This window comes from Chitinophaga sp. (assembly GCF_019236475.1).
Classification (GTDB): Bacteria; Bacteroidota; Bacteroidia; order Chitinophagales; family Chitinophagaceae; genus Chitinophaga.
Map to the genome: position 1 here is coordinate 101,811 of NZ_JAFAIX010000014.1, position 14,372 is coordinate 116,182.

At 43.1% G+C, this 14,372-nt stretch carries 13 protein-coding genes; 3 read left to right on the forward strand and 10 right to left on the reverse strand.

Annotation, left to right across the window (positions count from 1 at the left end):
- Window positions 1-223: 223 nt before the first annotated feature.
- Together JO154_RS25685 and JO154_RS25690 are read left to right on the forward strand one after the other, a co-directional pair.
- Window positions 224-1,873 (forward strand): histidine kinase dimerization/phospho-acceptor domain-containing protein, encoded by a 1,650-nt coding sequence (locus JO154_RS25685; RefSeq protein WP_291951864.1) that lies wholly within the window; start codon window positions 224-226, stop codon window positions 1,871-1,873.
- Window positions 1,874-1,894: 21 nt separating this feature from the next.
- Window positions 1,895-2,419, forward strand: coding sequence for a hypothetical protein (locus JO154_RS25690; protein ID WP_291951868.1), 525 nt, complete (start codon window positions 1,895-1,897; stop codon window positions 2,417-2,419).
- A gap of 99 nt (window positions 2,420-2,518) precedes the next feature.
- Here JO154_RS25690 and JO154_RS25695 read toward each other — a convergent pair whose 3' ends face one another.
- From JO154_RS25695 to JO154_RS25740, 10 genes are all read right to left on the reverse strand, one after another.
- Window positions 2,519-3,616, reverse strand: a complete 1,098-nt coding sequence (locus tag JO154_RS25695; RefSeq protein ID WP_291951871.1) for an efflux RND transporter periplasmic adaptor subunit — start codon at window positions 3,614-3,616, stop codon at window positions 2,519-2,521.
- Window positions 3,617-3,626: 10 nt separating this feature from the next.
- Window positions 3,627-6,779, reverse strand: a complete 3,153-nt coding sequence (locus JO154_RS25700) for an efflux RND transporter permease subunit (protein WP_291951874.1) — start codon at window positions 6,777-6,779, stop codon at window positions 3,627-3,629.
- Window positions 6,780-6,786: 7 nt separating this feature from the next.
- A complete protein-coding gene (locus JO154_RS25705) occupies window positions 6,787-8,181 on the reverse strand; it encodes a TolC family protein (RefSeq protein ID WP_291951877.1) in 1,395 nt (464 codons plus the stop codon).
- A gap of 167 nt (window positions 8,182-8,348) precedes the next feature.
- On the reverse strand, window positions 8,349-8,798 hold the full coding sequence (locus JO154_RS25710; protein WP_291951880.1) for a DoxX family protein: 450 nt from the start codon (window positions 8,796-8,798) through the stop codon (window positions 8,349-8,351).
- Window positions 8,799-8,826: 28 nt separating this feature from the next.
- Window positions 8,827-9,558, reverse strand: coding sequence for a hemerythrin domain-containing protein (locus JO154_RS25715; protein WP_291951883.1), 732 nt, complete (start codon window positions 9,556-9,558; stop codon window positions 8,827-8,829).
- Window positions 9,559-9,705: 147 nt separating this feature from the next.
- Window positions 9,706-10,527 carry a helix-turn-helix domain-containing protein gene (locus JO154_RS25720; protein WP_291951885.1) on the reverse strand — a complete coding sequence of 274 codons (822 nt, stop codon included), beginning with the start codon at window positions 10,525-10,527 and terminating at the stop codon, window positions 9,706-9,708.
- Window positions 10,528-10,539: 12 nt separating this feature from the next.
- Window positions 10,540-10,752 (reverse strand): GDCCVxC domain-containing (seleno)protein, encoded by a 213-nt coding sequence (locus JO154_RS25725; protein ID WP_366935606.1) that lies wholly within the window; start codon window positions 10,750-10,752, stop codon window positions 10,540-10,542.
- Window positions 10,753-10,771: 19 nt separating this feature from the next.
- Entirely contained in the window at window positions 10,772-11,371 is a 600-nt protein-coding gene (gene merTP / locus JO154_RS25730) for a mercuric transport protein MerTP (RefSeq protein WP_291951892.1), read from the reverse strand.
- Window positions 11,368-11,754 carry a metalloregulator ArsR/SmtB family transcription factor gene (locus JO154_RS25735; protein WP_291951896.1) on the reverse strand — a complete coding sequence of 129 codons (387 nt, stop codon included), beginning with the start codon at window positions 11,752-11,754 and terminating at the stop codon, window positions 11,368-11,370. The genes merTP and JO154_RS25735 overlap by 4 nt, the downstream gene beginning before the upstream one ends.
- A 41-nt stretch (window positions 11,755-11,795) precedes the next feature.
- Window positions 11,796-12,230 (reverse strand): Rrf2 family transcriptional regulator, encoded by a 435-nt coding sequence (locus tag JO154_RS25740; RefSeq protein ID WP_291951899.1) that lies wholly within the window; start codon window positions 12,228-12,230, stop codon window positions 11,796-11,798.
- A gap of 314 nt (window positions 12,231-12,544) precedes the next feature.
- Here JO154_RS25740 and JO154_RS25745 point away from each other — a divergent pair, with 314 nt between their 5' ends.
- On the forward strand, window positions 12,545-14,302 hold the full coding sequence (locus JO154_RS25745) for a hypothetical protein (protein ID WP_291951902.1): 1,758 nt from the start codon (window positions 12,545-12,547) through the stop codon (window positions 14,300-14,302).
- Window positions 14,303-14,372 lie beyond the last annotated feature (70 nt).

Genomic DNA, 14,372 nt, shown 5'->3' on the forward strand with positions numbered 1-14,372 from the left:
TGCAATAGTTCAAAATAAACATACAGCACTATGAATAACCTACAATTAACGATCACCTCCTAAAAAATCATTTAGTTTTATCTTGAATAGCATGCCTACAACTTCTATACAGCATGTGCTTTCCATGATTAGCCTCCCCTCATTAAAACCCAAAAAATTTTAACACCCAATGACTACATTCTCAGACAAAGGAACCATTTCAATTCTAAAAAAAATATCATACATGGTTGCCATCCTTTCCCTTACGGGTGGTATGACCGTAGGGAAGGTATTACATTTTACACCTATATACTATCTGGAAGCATTTCTGGGAGTATTCTTTTTCATTTTACCCTCTCTGCCAAAGTATATTGGATTAAATCTTACCATTTGTACCTTCTTCGTTATACTGAATGGTGCCTTAGTCTTTTATGGCATTATATTAGGGCCGCTTGCGGAAATACATCTATTGGTATCGTTCTTATTCGGGGCCAGTGTTTGTTTGTTACGTGGAAAGATGTTACTGATCTTTCCTACAACATTGGTCCTGTCTATGTTGCTATTCCTGGAACTGAATTACTCCTTCGGATGGTTCCCTCCCATCAGTATTGCCAAAGAACATGCGAATATCATACGCTGGATTGTACTGGCAACAGGAACTGGGTTGACAGCAGCCACTATTTTCTATTACGTGCAATTTTCAGGTCAGGTGAATGCCAGGTTTCATCGGTTAAACGAAAAACTCAGAATATCTCATGAGCAATTGGAGGAGGCCATGCAAGCGAAAAGTAGGTATGTAGACATGGTTTCTCATGAGTTACGGACCCCATTGAATTCCATTTTAGGGATTGCACAACTCTTCTATTTAAAAAGAAATGAATTTGACCCGGAGTTACGAAAAGAAGTGGATAATATATTGGGGGCCGCTATGTTGTGTCAGCAGGTAGTCAATAATGTATTGGATCTATCACGCCTGAACGCTATAAAGCACTATGAGACTAAAAGAAATTCCATTGATTTGAAGGATTTGGTAGAGTCGTCCTATACCATGCAAAGATATGTTGCCAATGGTCGAGGTGTTAGTATTCATTTGTCGTACCACGAGCAACTACCAACTTTAATTTATGCAGACGAAATATTATGCATGAAGATTCTGAATAATCTATTCTCCAATATGGTCAAATATGCTCCTCAGCATACCAATGCGGAAATTCGGGTATCTTGTGATCAGAAATTCATATATTTCCAAACAATAAATGCGGGTACTATTGATGAAACGCTCATGACAAAGCTATTTGCTGAATTCTCGTCCTCTGCAACGGAGGAAAATAGTACTGGGCTTGGATTATTCCTTTCCCGTACCTATGCGCGGCATCTTAAGGGCGATATCATTGTAAATTCTGCTGATAACCATACCGTCTTTTCATGGAAGCTGCCATTGGAGATAAGCCATGAGAAAAAAATATCATCTTCTTTATTCTCTACCCCTGGTAGCTTAAAAGGCTATAAAATACTGGCAGTAGACGACAATCATATTGAGCGTAGTATTATTGCCAAAAGGATTGCTCATACAGGCGCAACGTGTATAACAGCGGAAAACATAACCGATGCATTGGAAAAACTAAAAGAAAAGCCTAATCTTGTCTTATGCGATTACTATTTAGGTCCCAGCACCACATCCGAGGCATTGATAGACTATATAAGAAGTCAGGAAGACCTTAAACATTTACCTATCATTATTGCATCTGGTGATGTAGAGCGCATAAAGCATAAACCATGCGCAGAGAAAATTGATGAAATTCTTTTGAAGCCATATTCAATAAGTGACCTGGAGAGCGCCTTACGTAGACATCTGGTGCCGATAAGGTTACTCCTGTCGCACGCAGCATCTTAACTTTCACCATTATAACCCATTATGAAACTCTTTTTTTATCCAGCAAAAAATTATGCTACACAGGAAGTGAAAAACCTTTGGGGATTTACTGTAGCATCTATTGTAGCAAGTCTTATCCTTCCATTTACATACACCACACTGATTTGGGAGGAGACAATTAATTTACTGCTAATTGCCATTATCTGTCTGGGGATAGCCACTTATTTCCTCATTCGTGGAAAATATCTGAAAGCTACGTATACCCTTGTCTGTTACATTAACCTGCTCCTCATTTACAATGTTTGGTTAACTGATTTTTCTAACCAGGTGATATTTTTCTCTGGATTTGCCGTTGCTGTATCGGTACTGGCTAATGAAAAAATGAAGCATAAAGGGATTTGCTTACTGATCAGTATAGCCAACTTATATGCATTATGTCTGAGCTATCAGTATATTCCTGTTAGATATCCATCTCCCATTGTATTTTCAGTAGTTGGATTAACTGTTATCCAGCTTTTAAATTTGGTTGGGTTGATTTTCTGGGCACAATCCAGGGCACTAAGATAATCTCTCTCCACCATTCAACAACTATCGCTCCTTCCGTATCAGCGGCTATCCCTAGCCGTTATCTATACATATAGGGATAGCCTTTCTAATATCAACCGCTTACTTCTTCCCAAATTTCGGCACCAAACTACTCCCCACCTTTATCTCATCTGTAGCTCTCGTCAACAGGGTATCCCCTACTGAAAGATTCCCAAAAATTTCTGTTTTATCTCCCAGATTGATACCATTGCGTACATCCACCCATTCTGCTTTTCCATCTTTCAGCCGGATCACAAAACGTTTTTCCAGGTTGGTGGCTACCGCAGATGCAGGGACCAAGAAGGTAGGCGTTTTTCTACCCAGATTCAATACTGCATTGGCAAACATGCCCGATTTGAGCTGATGGTTATTGTTCTGGAAAAGAAATTCCCATGTTTCAGTTCTGTTTGATAGGTTTAATGCTCCCGCCTTTCGGGATAAGGTGGCCTGATACGTTACATCCGGCTGGGCATCTACTGTAAAATGAATGGTAGATGTGCCGCTATTGGCAGCTATATATGCCTCTGGAACGGGAACGCGTAAACGAAGCGTACTGATATTCTCTACTACCAGCAGTGGTTTAGGATTACCTGCACTCACTAGCGTTCCAGGATCTACATTTCGCTGGGTAACAACGCCATTAAATGGAGCGCGAATAGTCAGGTAATCTTTCAATTGAGCAAATGCATTTGTCTTAGAACGCGCTGCGTTGAGGGCCGCGCTGTCGGCCATCATGAGGCTTTTCGCTTTTTCCAACTCTCCGGCCGCTATGGTCCCTTCTACTTTTGCGGCATTCAAAATTCTCCGGTATGCATCCAGACTCCCTAAATATCGCGAACGAGCTGTCTGTACCTCTGCATTCGCCTGCGCATAGTTCGCATTGGCTTCTGGCGCTTCCAATACTGCCAGCAACTGGCCTTTACTTACCTTATCACCAATGTCCACTTTCAAGGCACCTACATAGCCGCTTACCTTCGCATACATCTCCGCCCGCTCCAATGGAATCAGCTCGGAAGGAAATGTCATCTGTTTATTGACGGTATCCTTGCTGAGCAGAAAAGCAGTTGCGGAATCAGCACCCACTTTCTTTGCTACGTCTTTGCCATTCCGGTTTTGCTGACAGGCTGTCGACATACATACCAGCGATGCTAATCCTATGATGGAAAATGAAAATTTCATTGTATCGTTTTTATAGAAAATCTTGTTCATTGTTTGCTTCATAATACCTGCTATCCTTATCCTCTGGATGCAAAGACGGGCTATGGTAGCCTTTCTTGCCCATTATTCCTGTGTAAATAGCTGGCAGGAAAATTAAGGTGCTAATAGTAGAAAACAATAATCCTCCTATTACTGCAATGCCCAGCGGCGCCGTCTGATCGCCCCCTTCCGTGAATCCGATTGCCATGGGAATCATACCTGCAATCATCGCCATGCTGGTCATCAATATGGGACGTAACCTGTTTGTGGCGCCTGTTACAGCAAATCCTGGCTTCGATTGTTTCCTATATACTTCCCCGTTAGTAATCAAAAGAATAGCATTGGCTACCGCCACACCCACCGCCATGATGGTTCCCATGTAGGATTGTATGTTCAGCGACTGTCCCGTTAACAATAACATTAAAAGTGCCCCTGCAATCACTGCGGGTACTACAGATAATACCGCCAATGATAAGCGGAATGACTGGAAATTGACAGTCAACATCAGGAAGATCACCACAATCGCAATCAACAGGCCCGTTTCCAACTCATTCATGGTTTGAGTAAGCAAATCTGCTTGGCCACGGAGCATAATCTTTACCCCCTGCGGCAGCTCTCCTAGGGCAGCAATTTCCTTTTTAACTGCGTTTATAGCCGAGCCTACATCCTTTTTGTAAATATTTGCCGTGAGCGTGATATAACGCTGTTGGTTGATACGATCATACTCCCCTGGAGAGGTTGTTTTTTGGGAGGTAGTCACATCCCGCAAATATACACCTGCAGCCACTGGTACTAATCCCAATTCATCACTGTTATTGACCCTATACTGCGGATATTCTACCTGAACCTGGTAGGCAGTACCTGTGTTTTTGTCGAGCCAATAGTTTGGCTGCGTAAAGCGACTGGAAGAAGTAGCCGCTACGGTTGACTTAGTAATCTGATCCACCGTTAATCCCAACTGCCCCGCTTTAATTCTATCGATGTTCAGTTTAATGCCTGGATATTCTAATGGCGTGGCAATCTGTACATCCCGTAAGTAGGCAATTCCTTGCAATTTCTTATTTAGCGCCTCAGCAATCTTACGACTTTGAGAAAGATTCTTTCCCATGATGGCAATCTCAATAGGATTGGCAGTACCCATATTTACTACTTGTTCCACCATATCACCCGGTTCAAAAGATAGCATGGCTGTTGGCATATCCTTTTTGACAGCCTCCCGCAATACCTCTTTAAAGCCTTCTATGGCAATGCCGGTACCATGCTTCAGCTTTAATTTTGTCACGGATTCATGTGGTCCGCTGGTCCAGAGGTGGATAAGATTCACTGGGTAACTAGAAGGTTGTACCCCTATAAATGCAGAACTAATTTCAACTTGCCCTTTTGTAATGCTATCGGCCAGGTGCAATAATTGCTGAGTGGCGGCCTCTGTTCTTTCCACACGGGTTCCTGCAGGCAACCTTAAGCGCACCTGCGCTTGGCCTGCATCTGTTTTAGGGAATATCTCCGTACCTAGGAAATAAAAACCAATCCCTGTTAATCCTATTGTTAATACGAGATATACGGGCGTTGTCCAGGAAGATCGTTTTACAAAGCGTTGCAGCCATGCTTCATAGCGGGAGCGAAAACGATTAAAGCGATTCGCGGCATTGGCTTCTCCTCCCTGGATTCGATCTTTCAGCAACCAATGCGCAAAAACAGGTACCACGGTCTGCGAAAGAATAAAGGAGGCTATCATCGCAAAGCCTACTGCCAGTGATAAAGGCAGGAACATCGCGCCGGGAATACCCGACATAAATAGGGCAGGTACAAATACCGCCAATACACAAAGGAGGATCAGCAATTTAGGTAATGCTATCTCCCGACAGGCATCCCAGATCGCCTTTGCTTTTGATTTTCCTAATTCCTGGTGATGGTGTATGTTTTCAATCGTCACAGTGGATTCATCCACCAAAATACCAATGGCCAACGCCAAGCCTCCCAATGTCATTACATTCAGCGTTTGGCCAAATATTTTTAGACCGATGATGGCAGACAATAAGGCCAGTGGAATAGTAATTACCACGATCAAGGCGCCACGTAAGTCTTGTAAAAAGAGCAATACCATCAATCCCGTCAGTAGCGCTCCCAGGATTCCCTCTGTGGTCAGACTTCTCAATGAATTGATCACATAGCCTGACTGATCAAAAGAATAGGTGACTTTAATATCATCTGGAACAGCAGCCTGCATATCTGGCAAGGCCGCTTTTACTCGTTGCACTACATCCCAGGTGGCGGCATCGGCCCGTTTGGTAACAGGGATATACACGGAGCGTTTTCCATTGATCAGGGCATAACTGGTAGTTACATCAGCGCCTAGTTCTACATTGCCAATATCCCGGATGTACACTGCAGGACCCGCTCCCAGTTTCAAGGGCACATTCTCCAGCTCTTTCACATTTTCAACCACCGCATTCTGTGAAGTAATCAGCATCTGATCTTCTTGCCTGATATTACCTGCCGGTGTGATACTATTGGATTTGGCCAGGGCTTGCACGACCTCGTCCGGGGAAAGATTGTAATTCCTTATTTTCTCTGGATCTACTTTTATAATAACCGTTTTCTGGTTACCACCAAATGGTGGCGGAGCCGATACCCCAGGCAAAGTGGAAAACATTGGTCTGACTTTGAACAAGGCCAGGTCTTGTATTTCGCCAAGGGAGCGCGTTTCCGAAGTAAATACCAACTGTCCTACCGGAACGCTCCCTGCATCAAAGCGGGTAACAAATGGAGGCACGGTTCCTGGTGGCATAAAGGCACGGGCGCGGTTTACATAACCAACTACCTCTCCCATCGCCTGACTCATATCTGTACCTTCATTGAACTGTATTTTGATAATAGCAGCACCTTGAATCGATTTGGATTCTACGAATTTCACGCCGGTGACATACAGAAAATGGTATTCATAATAAGAAGTAATAAACCCTTCCATCTGTTCAGGAGAAAGGCCTCCATAGGGCTGGGCCACATAAATAGTAGGCGTTCCCATTTTCGGAAAGATGTCGATTTTCATGTTTTTAATACTGAGCCATGAAAAAAAGACAATCCCAATAAAGGCCACTACAACTGCCAATGGTCTACGCAATGCCATCGCTATTAATCGGATCATAACCTTGCTACTTAACCTGGTTTAAGAATAAATTCAGATCGCCACTCACAGCGGCCTTATACAATAGCGCCTTCCATACAGCCATATACGCTGTTTTATTATCAGTAGCCGCTTTCACCAATGCATACTGTGCCTGCATCAAATCAGCAAAATTCGCTAACCCCGACTGATAGCGGGATTGCATGGCTTTGTATGAAAAATTAGCAGATTCAAAATACAGCGGTGTTTCTTTAGACACCATTAAAGCGGTGCTGAGTGTGGTATCAGCCAGCTCATTCTGTTTCCTCACCTGCAATGATATCTCATTCAATTTTTCCTCGTTGGATCTGATCAGCAAATCCTGCTGCTGCACCTGAGATCTTATTTTTGCAAATTGTAAAATAGGTATGCTTAACTGCAAGCCAAGACCATAATTATATCGTTGGAAAGCAAGACCCTCAGTGGATTTCACATTACCGTTATAATCAACGCCAGAGCCTCTCGCATAGGCAGTCCCCCACATACCGAGTGTTGGCATCGTTGTTTTACCTAGTACTTTTTTACGGGCTTTGCTCAACTCAATATTGGTGGCATACAAGGAAAGCAATGGATTTTTTGCGGTATCAGCAGGTACATACGCTTCGGGGAGTCGCGTGAAGTAACTGGTATCAGTCAGTACAGGAGTGTTATCTGTTGCAAGCAACTGCGAAAGCGTAATGATAGCCTGTTCTTTATATTTACGGCTGTTCAGTAACTCCACCCTGGCTCTGGACATTTCTGCTTTCAGGAGGGCGGTATCTACACCTGGCTTGATACCACTTACAACCAATGTTCTGGCCACTGTTAAATTCGCATCCGTGCGAACAACGTTTTCCTCAAATACTTTCTCCATTTCCATCGCAGTGAGGATATCCAGGTAGGAATTGATCACCTTTATCTTATGCTGAAAGATCTCGTTGCCCGCATCGGCTTTCGCATATTGCGCACCAGCTATGGAAAAATCCACCTGAGAGGCACGCTGTCCGAAGGTAATCGGTTGCCAGTTTAACAGCAAACTAGTGGCACTGCCGAATACACCATCATAGTGATTTGCCGTGGCTGGAGGGCCGCTAATAGGTACCAGGTAGGTGGGATATGCCATGCCAGTGATGTTGTTATAAGTGGCATAATTTACTTGGTAGGCCGCATCCAGAGAAGGTATTAGGGAACTCTTACTGGCATTGATCGCCTTTTGTGACGCTTTTACTTCCCATGCTTTGGATTTTAATAATGGATAGTTATTTTCTGCTAGTTGCAACAACTCCTTCAGCGAAGTAGCCGCTGAGGATTGAGCGAATGTCGTCTCCCTAAAGCCTATCAGGCAAACGAAACATAAAAATAGCCTCAACGGCAGGCTGTACATATTCGTTGATTTAAAATTCATCGGATGGTAGTAACAGGGTAAAAATAGTAGAGAGATGGAATCTACATCCCCTCTCTCCCTGCCCAATGGTTACGAGCGCAAATATTGCAAATATAACTATCGTTTTATGGTATATTTGAAAATAGAATGGTATTAATATAGCATGCAAGCGCTGCGCCCTCCTTCCATCACCTCAGACGATTGAACATTCGTTTTCTCTTCATTCGCGCCAATCGATGGTCCATAGAAAACTTCCCGGCGCCATTGATCAAAAGAAAGATCAATATCATGGTCATCGCAAAATCAGTCCGGTATTCGTGCGCCATCGCCCAAAATCCTTTTTGCTCCAATATGGGTACTTTCGTAGCAATAAATGCCACGATCATCACTATCAGCAAGGGGATTGTTGCGAGTCGGACTAATAACCCAATAATTAACAGTAAGCCACATATTATCTCAAAACAAGCGGTAAAGTATGCCCAGAATTCTGGCTGCGGGAAGCCTATCTTTTCAAAACGTCCGGGCCCAAGATCTACTGGTAGTAGGAATTTCTGTATTCCTTCCGATAAGAATACAAGGCCTGGGATCAGGCGAATCAACAAATAGGAATAACCTAATGGTTGGCTTTCGCTTTTCATAGCAAACGGTTTGAATGGTGATGACGGCCTATAGTTTAGGAGTAAACTGTGCCAAATCATAAATGCCCAATTGCTGCTCTACTTTGGCAACCTTGTCTACAAAGGTTTCGAATCCTCCCTCTCCGAAGAGCTGGTGTTCCCGCTTTTCAAAATCTTCACCCAGACTGTCAAACTCATGTTTGCTGACGATTCCCCTCAATGCGGGGAACAATACAGTATCCTCCCGGGCTTCATGAGGCCGGTACATACGATTAAAGGATGTCAGCAGACTATTCAGTTTTCGTTTATTCTCTTCCGTTGTTATTTGCGGTTGCTTGCCCAGTTGGAGCAACTGGTCTGTAATAACACGCCCTTGTTGGTGCTGTGTTTTTAATACCTGCACCAGGTCTGTCAATTGATGGGCTTTTTCAAAACGAGGAAATAAAAAATCCTCCTCTTGTTTCTCATGGTACTCTTCTATAAAAGTTCGGATAATGCCAGCGGCATCCGTAATCAGTTGGGGATTAATTTGCTCATTGGAGGCCAGCATTTGTAGGAAATGATCGTATACCAATAAAACCCGGTTTAAGATACCGTGCTCACGCATAAGGTCCTCTGGCGGACTTATTTCCTCTTCTTCTTTTCCCTTATCCTTACAGCCGGGTAAAAGACCTATCCCCAGCATACCCGAAACAACCGTTACTTTCAGGCCGTTTTCAATAAAGTTTCTTCGACTGTGACGCGCATTGATATTAGGCTCACCATGGAGGGGTGTATGCATAGCATCGTTACTTTTATCTATGAAAAATAAAAGAGATGAAGAGTGCCAGGCTGATCCTTAATCCTGTCTACAGGGCCAAACGTATCTACATAACAAATTTCATACAATTCTTTGGTATCTAACGGTATAATTGAAAATTTCGTGGTACTAACCGTTTTTCCTGAAGGCAAGAGGAGTTTGCTCCGTTTTGCGCTTGAAATATTTCACAAAATGCGAGGGGTCATTGAAATCGAGGAGAAAGGAAATTTCAGCAATCGTATTATCTGTGTACAGCAATAAACGTTTTGCTTCGCTGATAATGAATTCAGACAACACCTCTTCTGAAGATTGATCCACTGCTTTGCGACAGGCAGCATTTAAATTCTGAGGAGAAGTACGCAGCAATTCCGCGTAATGGTGTACTTTATTTTTTACGGTTTGTTCCGCACTGAGCAGCGAGAGAAATGATTGGTACAAATTAGATGTTATCTCCACATGGCCGCTAAATTTCTTTACATCCTCCAACACGTGCGCCAGCAATGCTTTCAGCAGTCCTTCCGTCATGTGGAAAGTATATGTACCTTCCTTTTTGTTGGTTTCCGTAAGTAATTGAAAGAGCATTTGAGTGGTGGCATCATCTTTTAGGAAGACGCAACTCTCCTTGCTAAGTTGTGTAAATAAAGCTTTGAGTTCATTATCCAGGCTCTTTTCTATAAACGCCTTCTTGATGATTATGACATATCCATCTGGTTCGCTGTCCAGTTCCCAATAATGCACCTGGTCTTTTCGAATGAAATACATCACCGGCGGCGCCACCTGGAACTTTCTGGAATCAATATAATGGTAACCGTTGCCTTGTGAAAGGTACAATATCTCAAAGTAGTTATTATGCTTATGCGGCGTCGTTTTCCTGATTTCTTTTCGAAAAGGAGCTATCTTAATAGCCTTGCCAGAGTCGCTTTTATCTTTTACTTGTAAAGTGGTTACCATTATCAGTATTTTTTAACAACAGCAACAATTTCCTTCTTGCATCGGCGGACACTTCACGGTACCATAACTGCAGTATACACAACAGTCGCCCGCCAGCGGTTTAAGCCGTTCGTGGCAATTTTCACATACATAGAAATATTGGCAGGCATTGGTTGGCATGATTTCCTCCTTTTGATGCCCACATTTCGGACAGGTTATAATTGATTTCAATTCCATCATATTCATTTTAATCTAGGTGGGATACTTAAGGCAGTACTTTATAGCCGGTTTCATCTTCGATAGTAGTAGCCAATTGCTGGATGGATACCTGCGTACTGTCGTATGTCACCATCGAAATACCTTTGGCATAAAAGGTTTTAGCCTGTATAACTCCTTTCTTTTGCAGTAATGCATTGTTTACATGGCCTTCACAGGCGTCACAACTCATACCAGCTATATGTAATGTTGCTTGCTGGATATGGCTTTCATTTCCAGCTATCTTTGTTTGCGCTTGGGCCTGCGAATGGAAATACTTTTCATAATAAGGGAAGGCAGACAATAAGATGGAAACAACCGTCACTATCCAGAGAAAGGATTTTGATTGTAACCAGCTTTTCTTCTCTTCCACGCACCCACAGGCATCTTTAGGCTTTGGCTTATATGCCTGATAGAATGCAAATGCCAATACTACCGCTGTTGCAGCGAGTAAATAAGGCCGAAGCGGCGCTGCCCAACTAAATGCAGCCATTGTTCCGCCTGCGCCGCCCAAGATGGCCAATAGCGGCACAATACAGCAGAGGGAGGACGTAAACGCCAATAACAGTCCTGAACCTAGCAAAACTTTGCTATTCTTTCCGTTCTTCATACTGTTTCTACTTGATCGATGATTTTAAAAAACCCACGCAACAACTTCAAATAGGCAGGTTTGATGGAATAGAAAATAGTTTGTCCTGCTTTCCGGGAAGTAACCATGTTACCATCTTTCAATTTTCGCAGATGTTGAGAGATAGCGGGTATGCTCATGCCTAAAATATCGCTTAAATCACAGGGACAAAGCTCCTTTTCCTCTTCGAGTAAGTATAGGATTTTTAACCGTACATCGTTGCCTGCTAGCGATAAAGTACCAGATAATTGGGCAAAAGCGGCTTCATTGTCCGCTACCTTTTTCCGGCATTCATTTATCTGTATTGGGTTTGCCTGCTCCCGGATACATGTATTTCCCCTTTCCATAATCATAAAAGTAGGCATATTTGTGTATTTAAGCAAATACTTAAATACAGCACTAGTGGCTACTTTTTACCCAGTTTCAGGAACATACCCTTATCATCCGCCAGGTCTTGGATCGTTCTGTCTTCGAACAGCCTTAATAATTTCTTCTTGATCTCTTTATAATCGCTGTGCATAGGGCAAGGACTGGTATTCGAGCACTTCTTCAATCCCAGTACACATTTCTCTAGCACCTCCCCTTCTCCCATGGCGTCGAGGATGGCGCGCACAGGCTTTTTACGGCACTTGTCAGTGATATAGAATCCGCCGTTAGGGCCAGAAATGGAGTTGATCACCTTTTCATCCTTCCGCAAAGCCTGCAAAATCTTGGCGGTAAAGGAAACAGGCGCATCTATGCCACGGGCAATATCATCAATACGGCATTTACTATCCTCCGTAGTATGCTGCGCTATATATATAGTAGCCCGTAATGCGTATTCTGTCGCCTTTGAAAACATGAAATTTATTTTGAGCATCTAAATTACATGAATTGCCCATTCCAGGACGCTAAAACTTAAATTTTTCTTAATTAAAAATAATTCAGGACAATTTTGTCCTGAATAGATATATTTGCTCCATGAATCTGCTTTAAGGCAATTAGAGAATCAATGAATACAACGATCACCGGTTTCCTGGAACATCGCAAAATCCCAATGGCATGAGCCATCAACGGAAAGGCATACACGATCCGGCTCACTGCCTTAAAGATGACGGACAGTCAACTGGGATTTGGCAAAAAACATTTATGGAGAAGAGAAATTAAATAAGTTATATGCATACATTTCATATCCCGGTAATGGGATTAGCTTATACGATCGATAGTCCGATCAAAGTAGCACGATTTGGCATCTCGTCAGTTATATCAATTGTGGAAGACAGGCTGGTGGAAATGATGAGAAAGCATTACTATCCTATCATCAACCAGGAGTATACACCTATCACTGTCCATGAAGAGAACTACCGCGAGAAGCGGATCACCGATTACCTGAACCTGGTAAATACCATAGTACAAGGGCAAGTAGATAAATTGAGAAAAGCAGCCTTTGAAAAAGGTTCCGAAATTGTAAAGTACTTTGAAATGCTGCCAGAAGGCTCCATGGTAAAGCAACTGTACAAAAAGATGCAACAGGCCACCAATGCAGCGGAACAAATGGACCTACAAGCCCTATTACGCACACAAATTCAACCTGGCGCTATTGATGTAAATATCATGACGAAAACGGTAGACCCCATCACTGCATTAAAGGGGTATGCCAATAGCGACCTTACTGATTCGTCTGTGGTATTCTCTGCCGGTATGGACCCTAAGCTGTACAACTATTTGGAAAACTGTAGCCAGTTTGATGCAGATGAGACAGGTAATTTTAAGAAAAAGGTAATCGTGAAAGTGAGTGATTACCGTTCTGCCCTCATCCAAGGGAAATACTTGGCTAAAAAAGGCATTTGGGTGAGCGAATTCAGGATTGAATCTGGCTTGAATTGCGGCGGACACGCATTTGCGACGGAAGGATACCTGCTAGGCCCTATCCTGGAAGAATTTAAATCTAATAAGCAAGAATTAATCGCTTCCTTGTTTGACCTGTACAAGGCGGCAGTGATGCGGAAAAATGGTCGGGAGATAACTGCCCCTCCAGCATTAAAGTACTCTGTACAAGGTGGTATAGGCACCTACGAAGAGGATGAATTCCTCCGCAATCAATATGATATGGCCGCTACAGGATGGGGCACTCCTTTCCTACTGGTACCTGAAGCTACGACCGTTGATGAGGAGACGCTTCAAAAGCTATGCGCTGCTACGGAAAAAGAGGTGGTACTCAGTAACAGCTCTCCTTTAGGCGCCCGATTCCATTACCTGAAAGGCACTTCGGCCGAAGATGAAAGATTATCACGCATCGCTAAAGGTAAGCCAGGAAATCCTTGCACTGAGAAACACCTCTCTTTTAATACGGAATTTACTTCCGAGCCCATTTGTACGGCCTCTCATAAATACCAGCAATTAAAGATCGCTCAACTGCAATCGCTCAATTTACCAACGGACGAATACAAAAGGCAACTGGAGAGTGTTTTGGAAAAGGAATGCTTATGCGTTGGATTGAGTAATTCCGCTGCTATTCTTTATAATGAGCCTTTCGTCAGAACATTGAAGGCGGTAACCGTTTGCCCAGGCCCGAATATTGTCAATTTCTCTAAGATCGTTTCGCTGCAAACCATGACGGATCACATATACGGCCGCACCAATATCTTGCAGAACAGTGAAAGACCACATGTATTTATTGGGGAATTGCGGTTATATGTTGCTTACTTGAAAGAGCAATTGGAGCAGGACAGTCAGTCGGATCAGGTGTCAAAAAGAAAGAAATACTACACTACGTTTTTCCAAAACTTAAACGAAGGTATCGCATATTACCAACAATTAGCAGATACTATCACTGCTGCTACAGATAAGCTGAAAGCACACTTACAACAAGCCAGTACAACCTTGGAATCGCTGAGTCTACAGTATATGGCGGAACCAGTACCTTGTCATTAAAATATTGGCCACCATTAAAAAAGAAAAAGGTCGGAGTGAATCTCCGACCTTTTCATGTACCAACCATTGC

Coding starts and splice junctions, on each gene's coding strand:
- JO154_RS25700 (WP_291951874.1), bottom strand. CDS start 6,779: ATGATCCGATTAATAGCGATGGCATTGCGTAGACCATTGGCAGTTGTA.
- JO154_RS25725 (WP_366935606.1), bottom strand. CDS start 10,752: ATGAATATGATGGAATTGAAATCAATTATAACCTGTCCGAAATGTGGG.
- merTP (WP_291951892.1), bottom strand. CDS start 11,371: ATGAAGAACGGAAAGAATAGCAAAGTTTTGCTAGGTTCAGGACTGTTA.
- JO154_RS25745 (WP_291951902.1), top strand. CDS start 12,545: ATGCATACATTTCATATCCCGGTAATGGGATTAGCTTATACGATCGAT.
- JO154_RS25705 (WP_291951877.1), bottom strand. CDS start 8,181: ATGAATTTTAAATCAACGAATATGTACAGCCTGCCGTTGAGGCTATTT.
- JO154_RS25720 (WP_291951885.1), bottom strand. CDS start 10,527: ATGGTAACCACTTTACAAGTAAAAGATAAAAGCGACTCTGGCAAGGCT.
- JO154_RS25735 (WP_291951896.1), bottom strand. CDS start 11,754: ATGCCTACTTTTATGATTATGGAAAGGGGAAATACATGTATCCGGGAG.
- JO154_RS25710 (WP_291951880.1), bottom strand. CDS start 8,798: ATGAAAAGCGAAAGCCAACCATTAGGTTATTCCTATTTGTTGATTCGC.
- JO154_RS25740 (WP_291951899.1), bottom strand. CDS start 12,230: ATGTTTTCAAAGGCGACAGAATACGCATTACGGGCTACTATATATATA.
- JO154_RS25685 (WP_291951864.1), top strand. CDS start 224: ATGGTTGCCATCCTTTCCCTTACGGGTGGTATGACCGTAGGGAAGGTA.
- JO154_RS25715 (WP_291951883.1), bottom strand. CDS start 9,558: ATGCATACACCCCTCCATGGTGAGCCTAATATCAATGCGCGTCACAGT.
- JO154_RS25695 (WP_291951871.1), bottom strand. CDS start 3,616: ATGAAATTTTCATTTTCCATCATAGGATTAGCATCGCTGGTATGTATG.
- JO154_RS25690 (WP_291951868.1), top strand. CDS start 1,895: ATGAAACTCTTTTTTTATCCAGCAAAAAATTATGCTACACAGGAAGTG.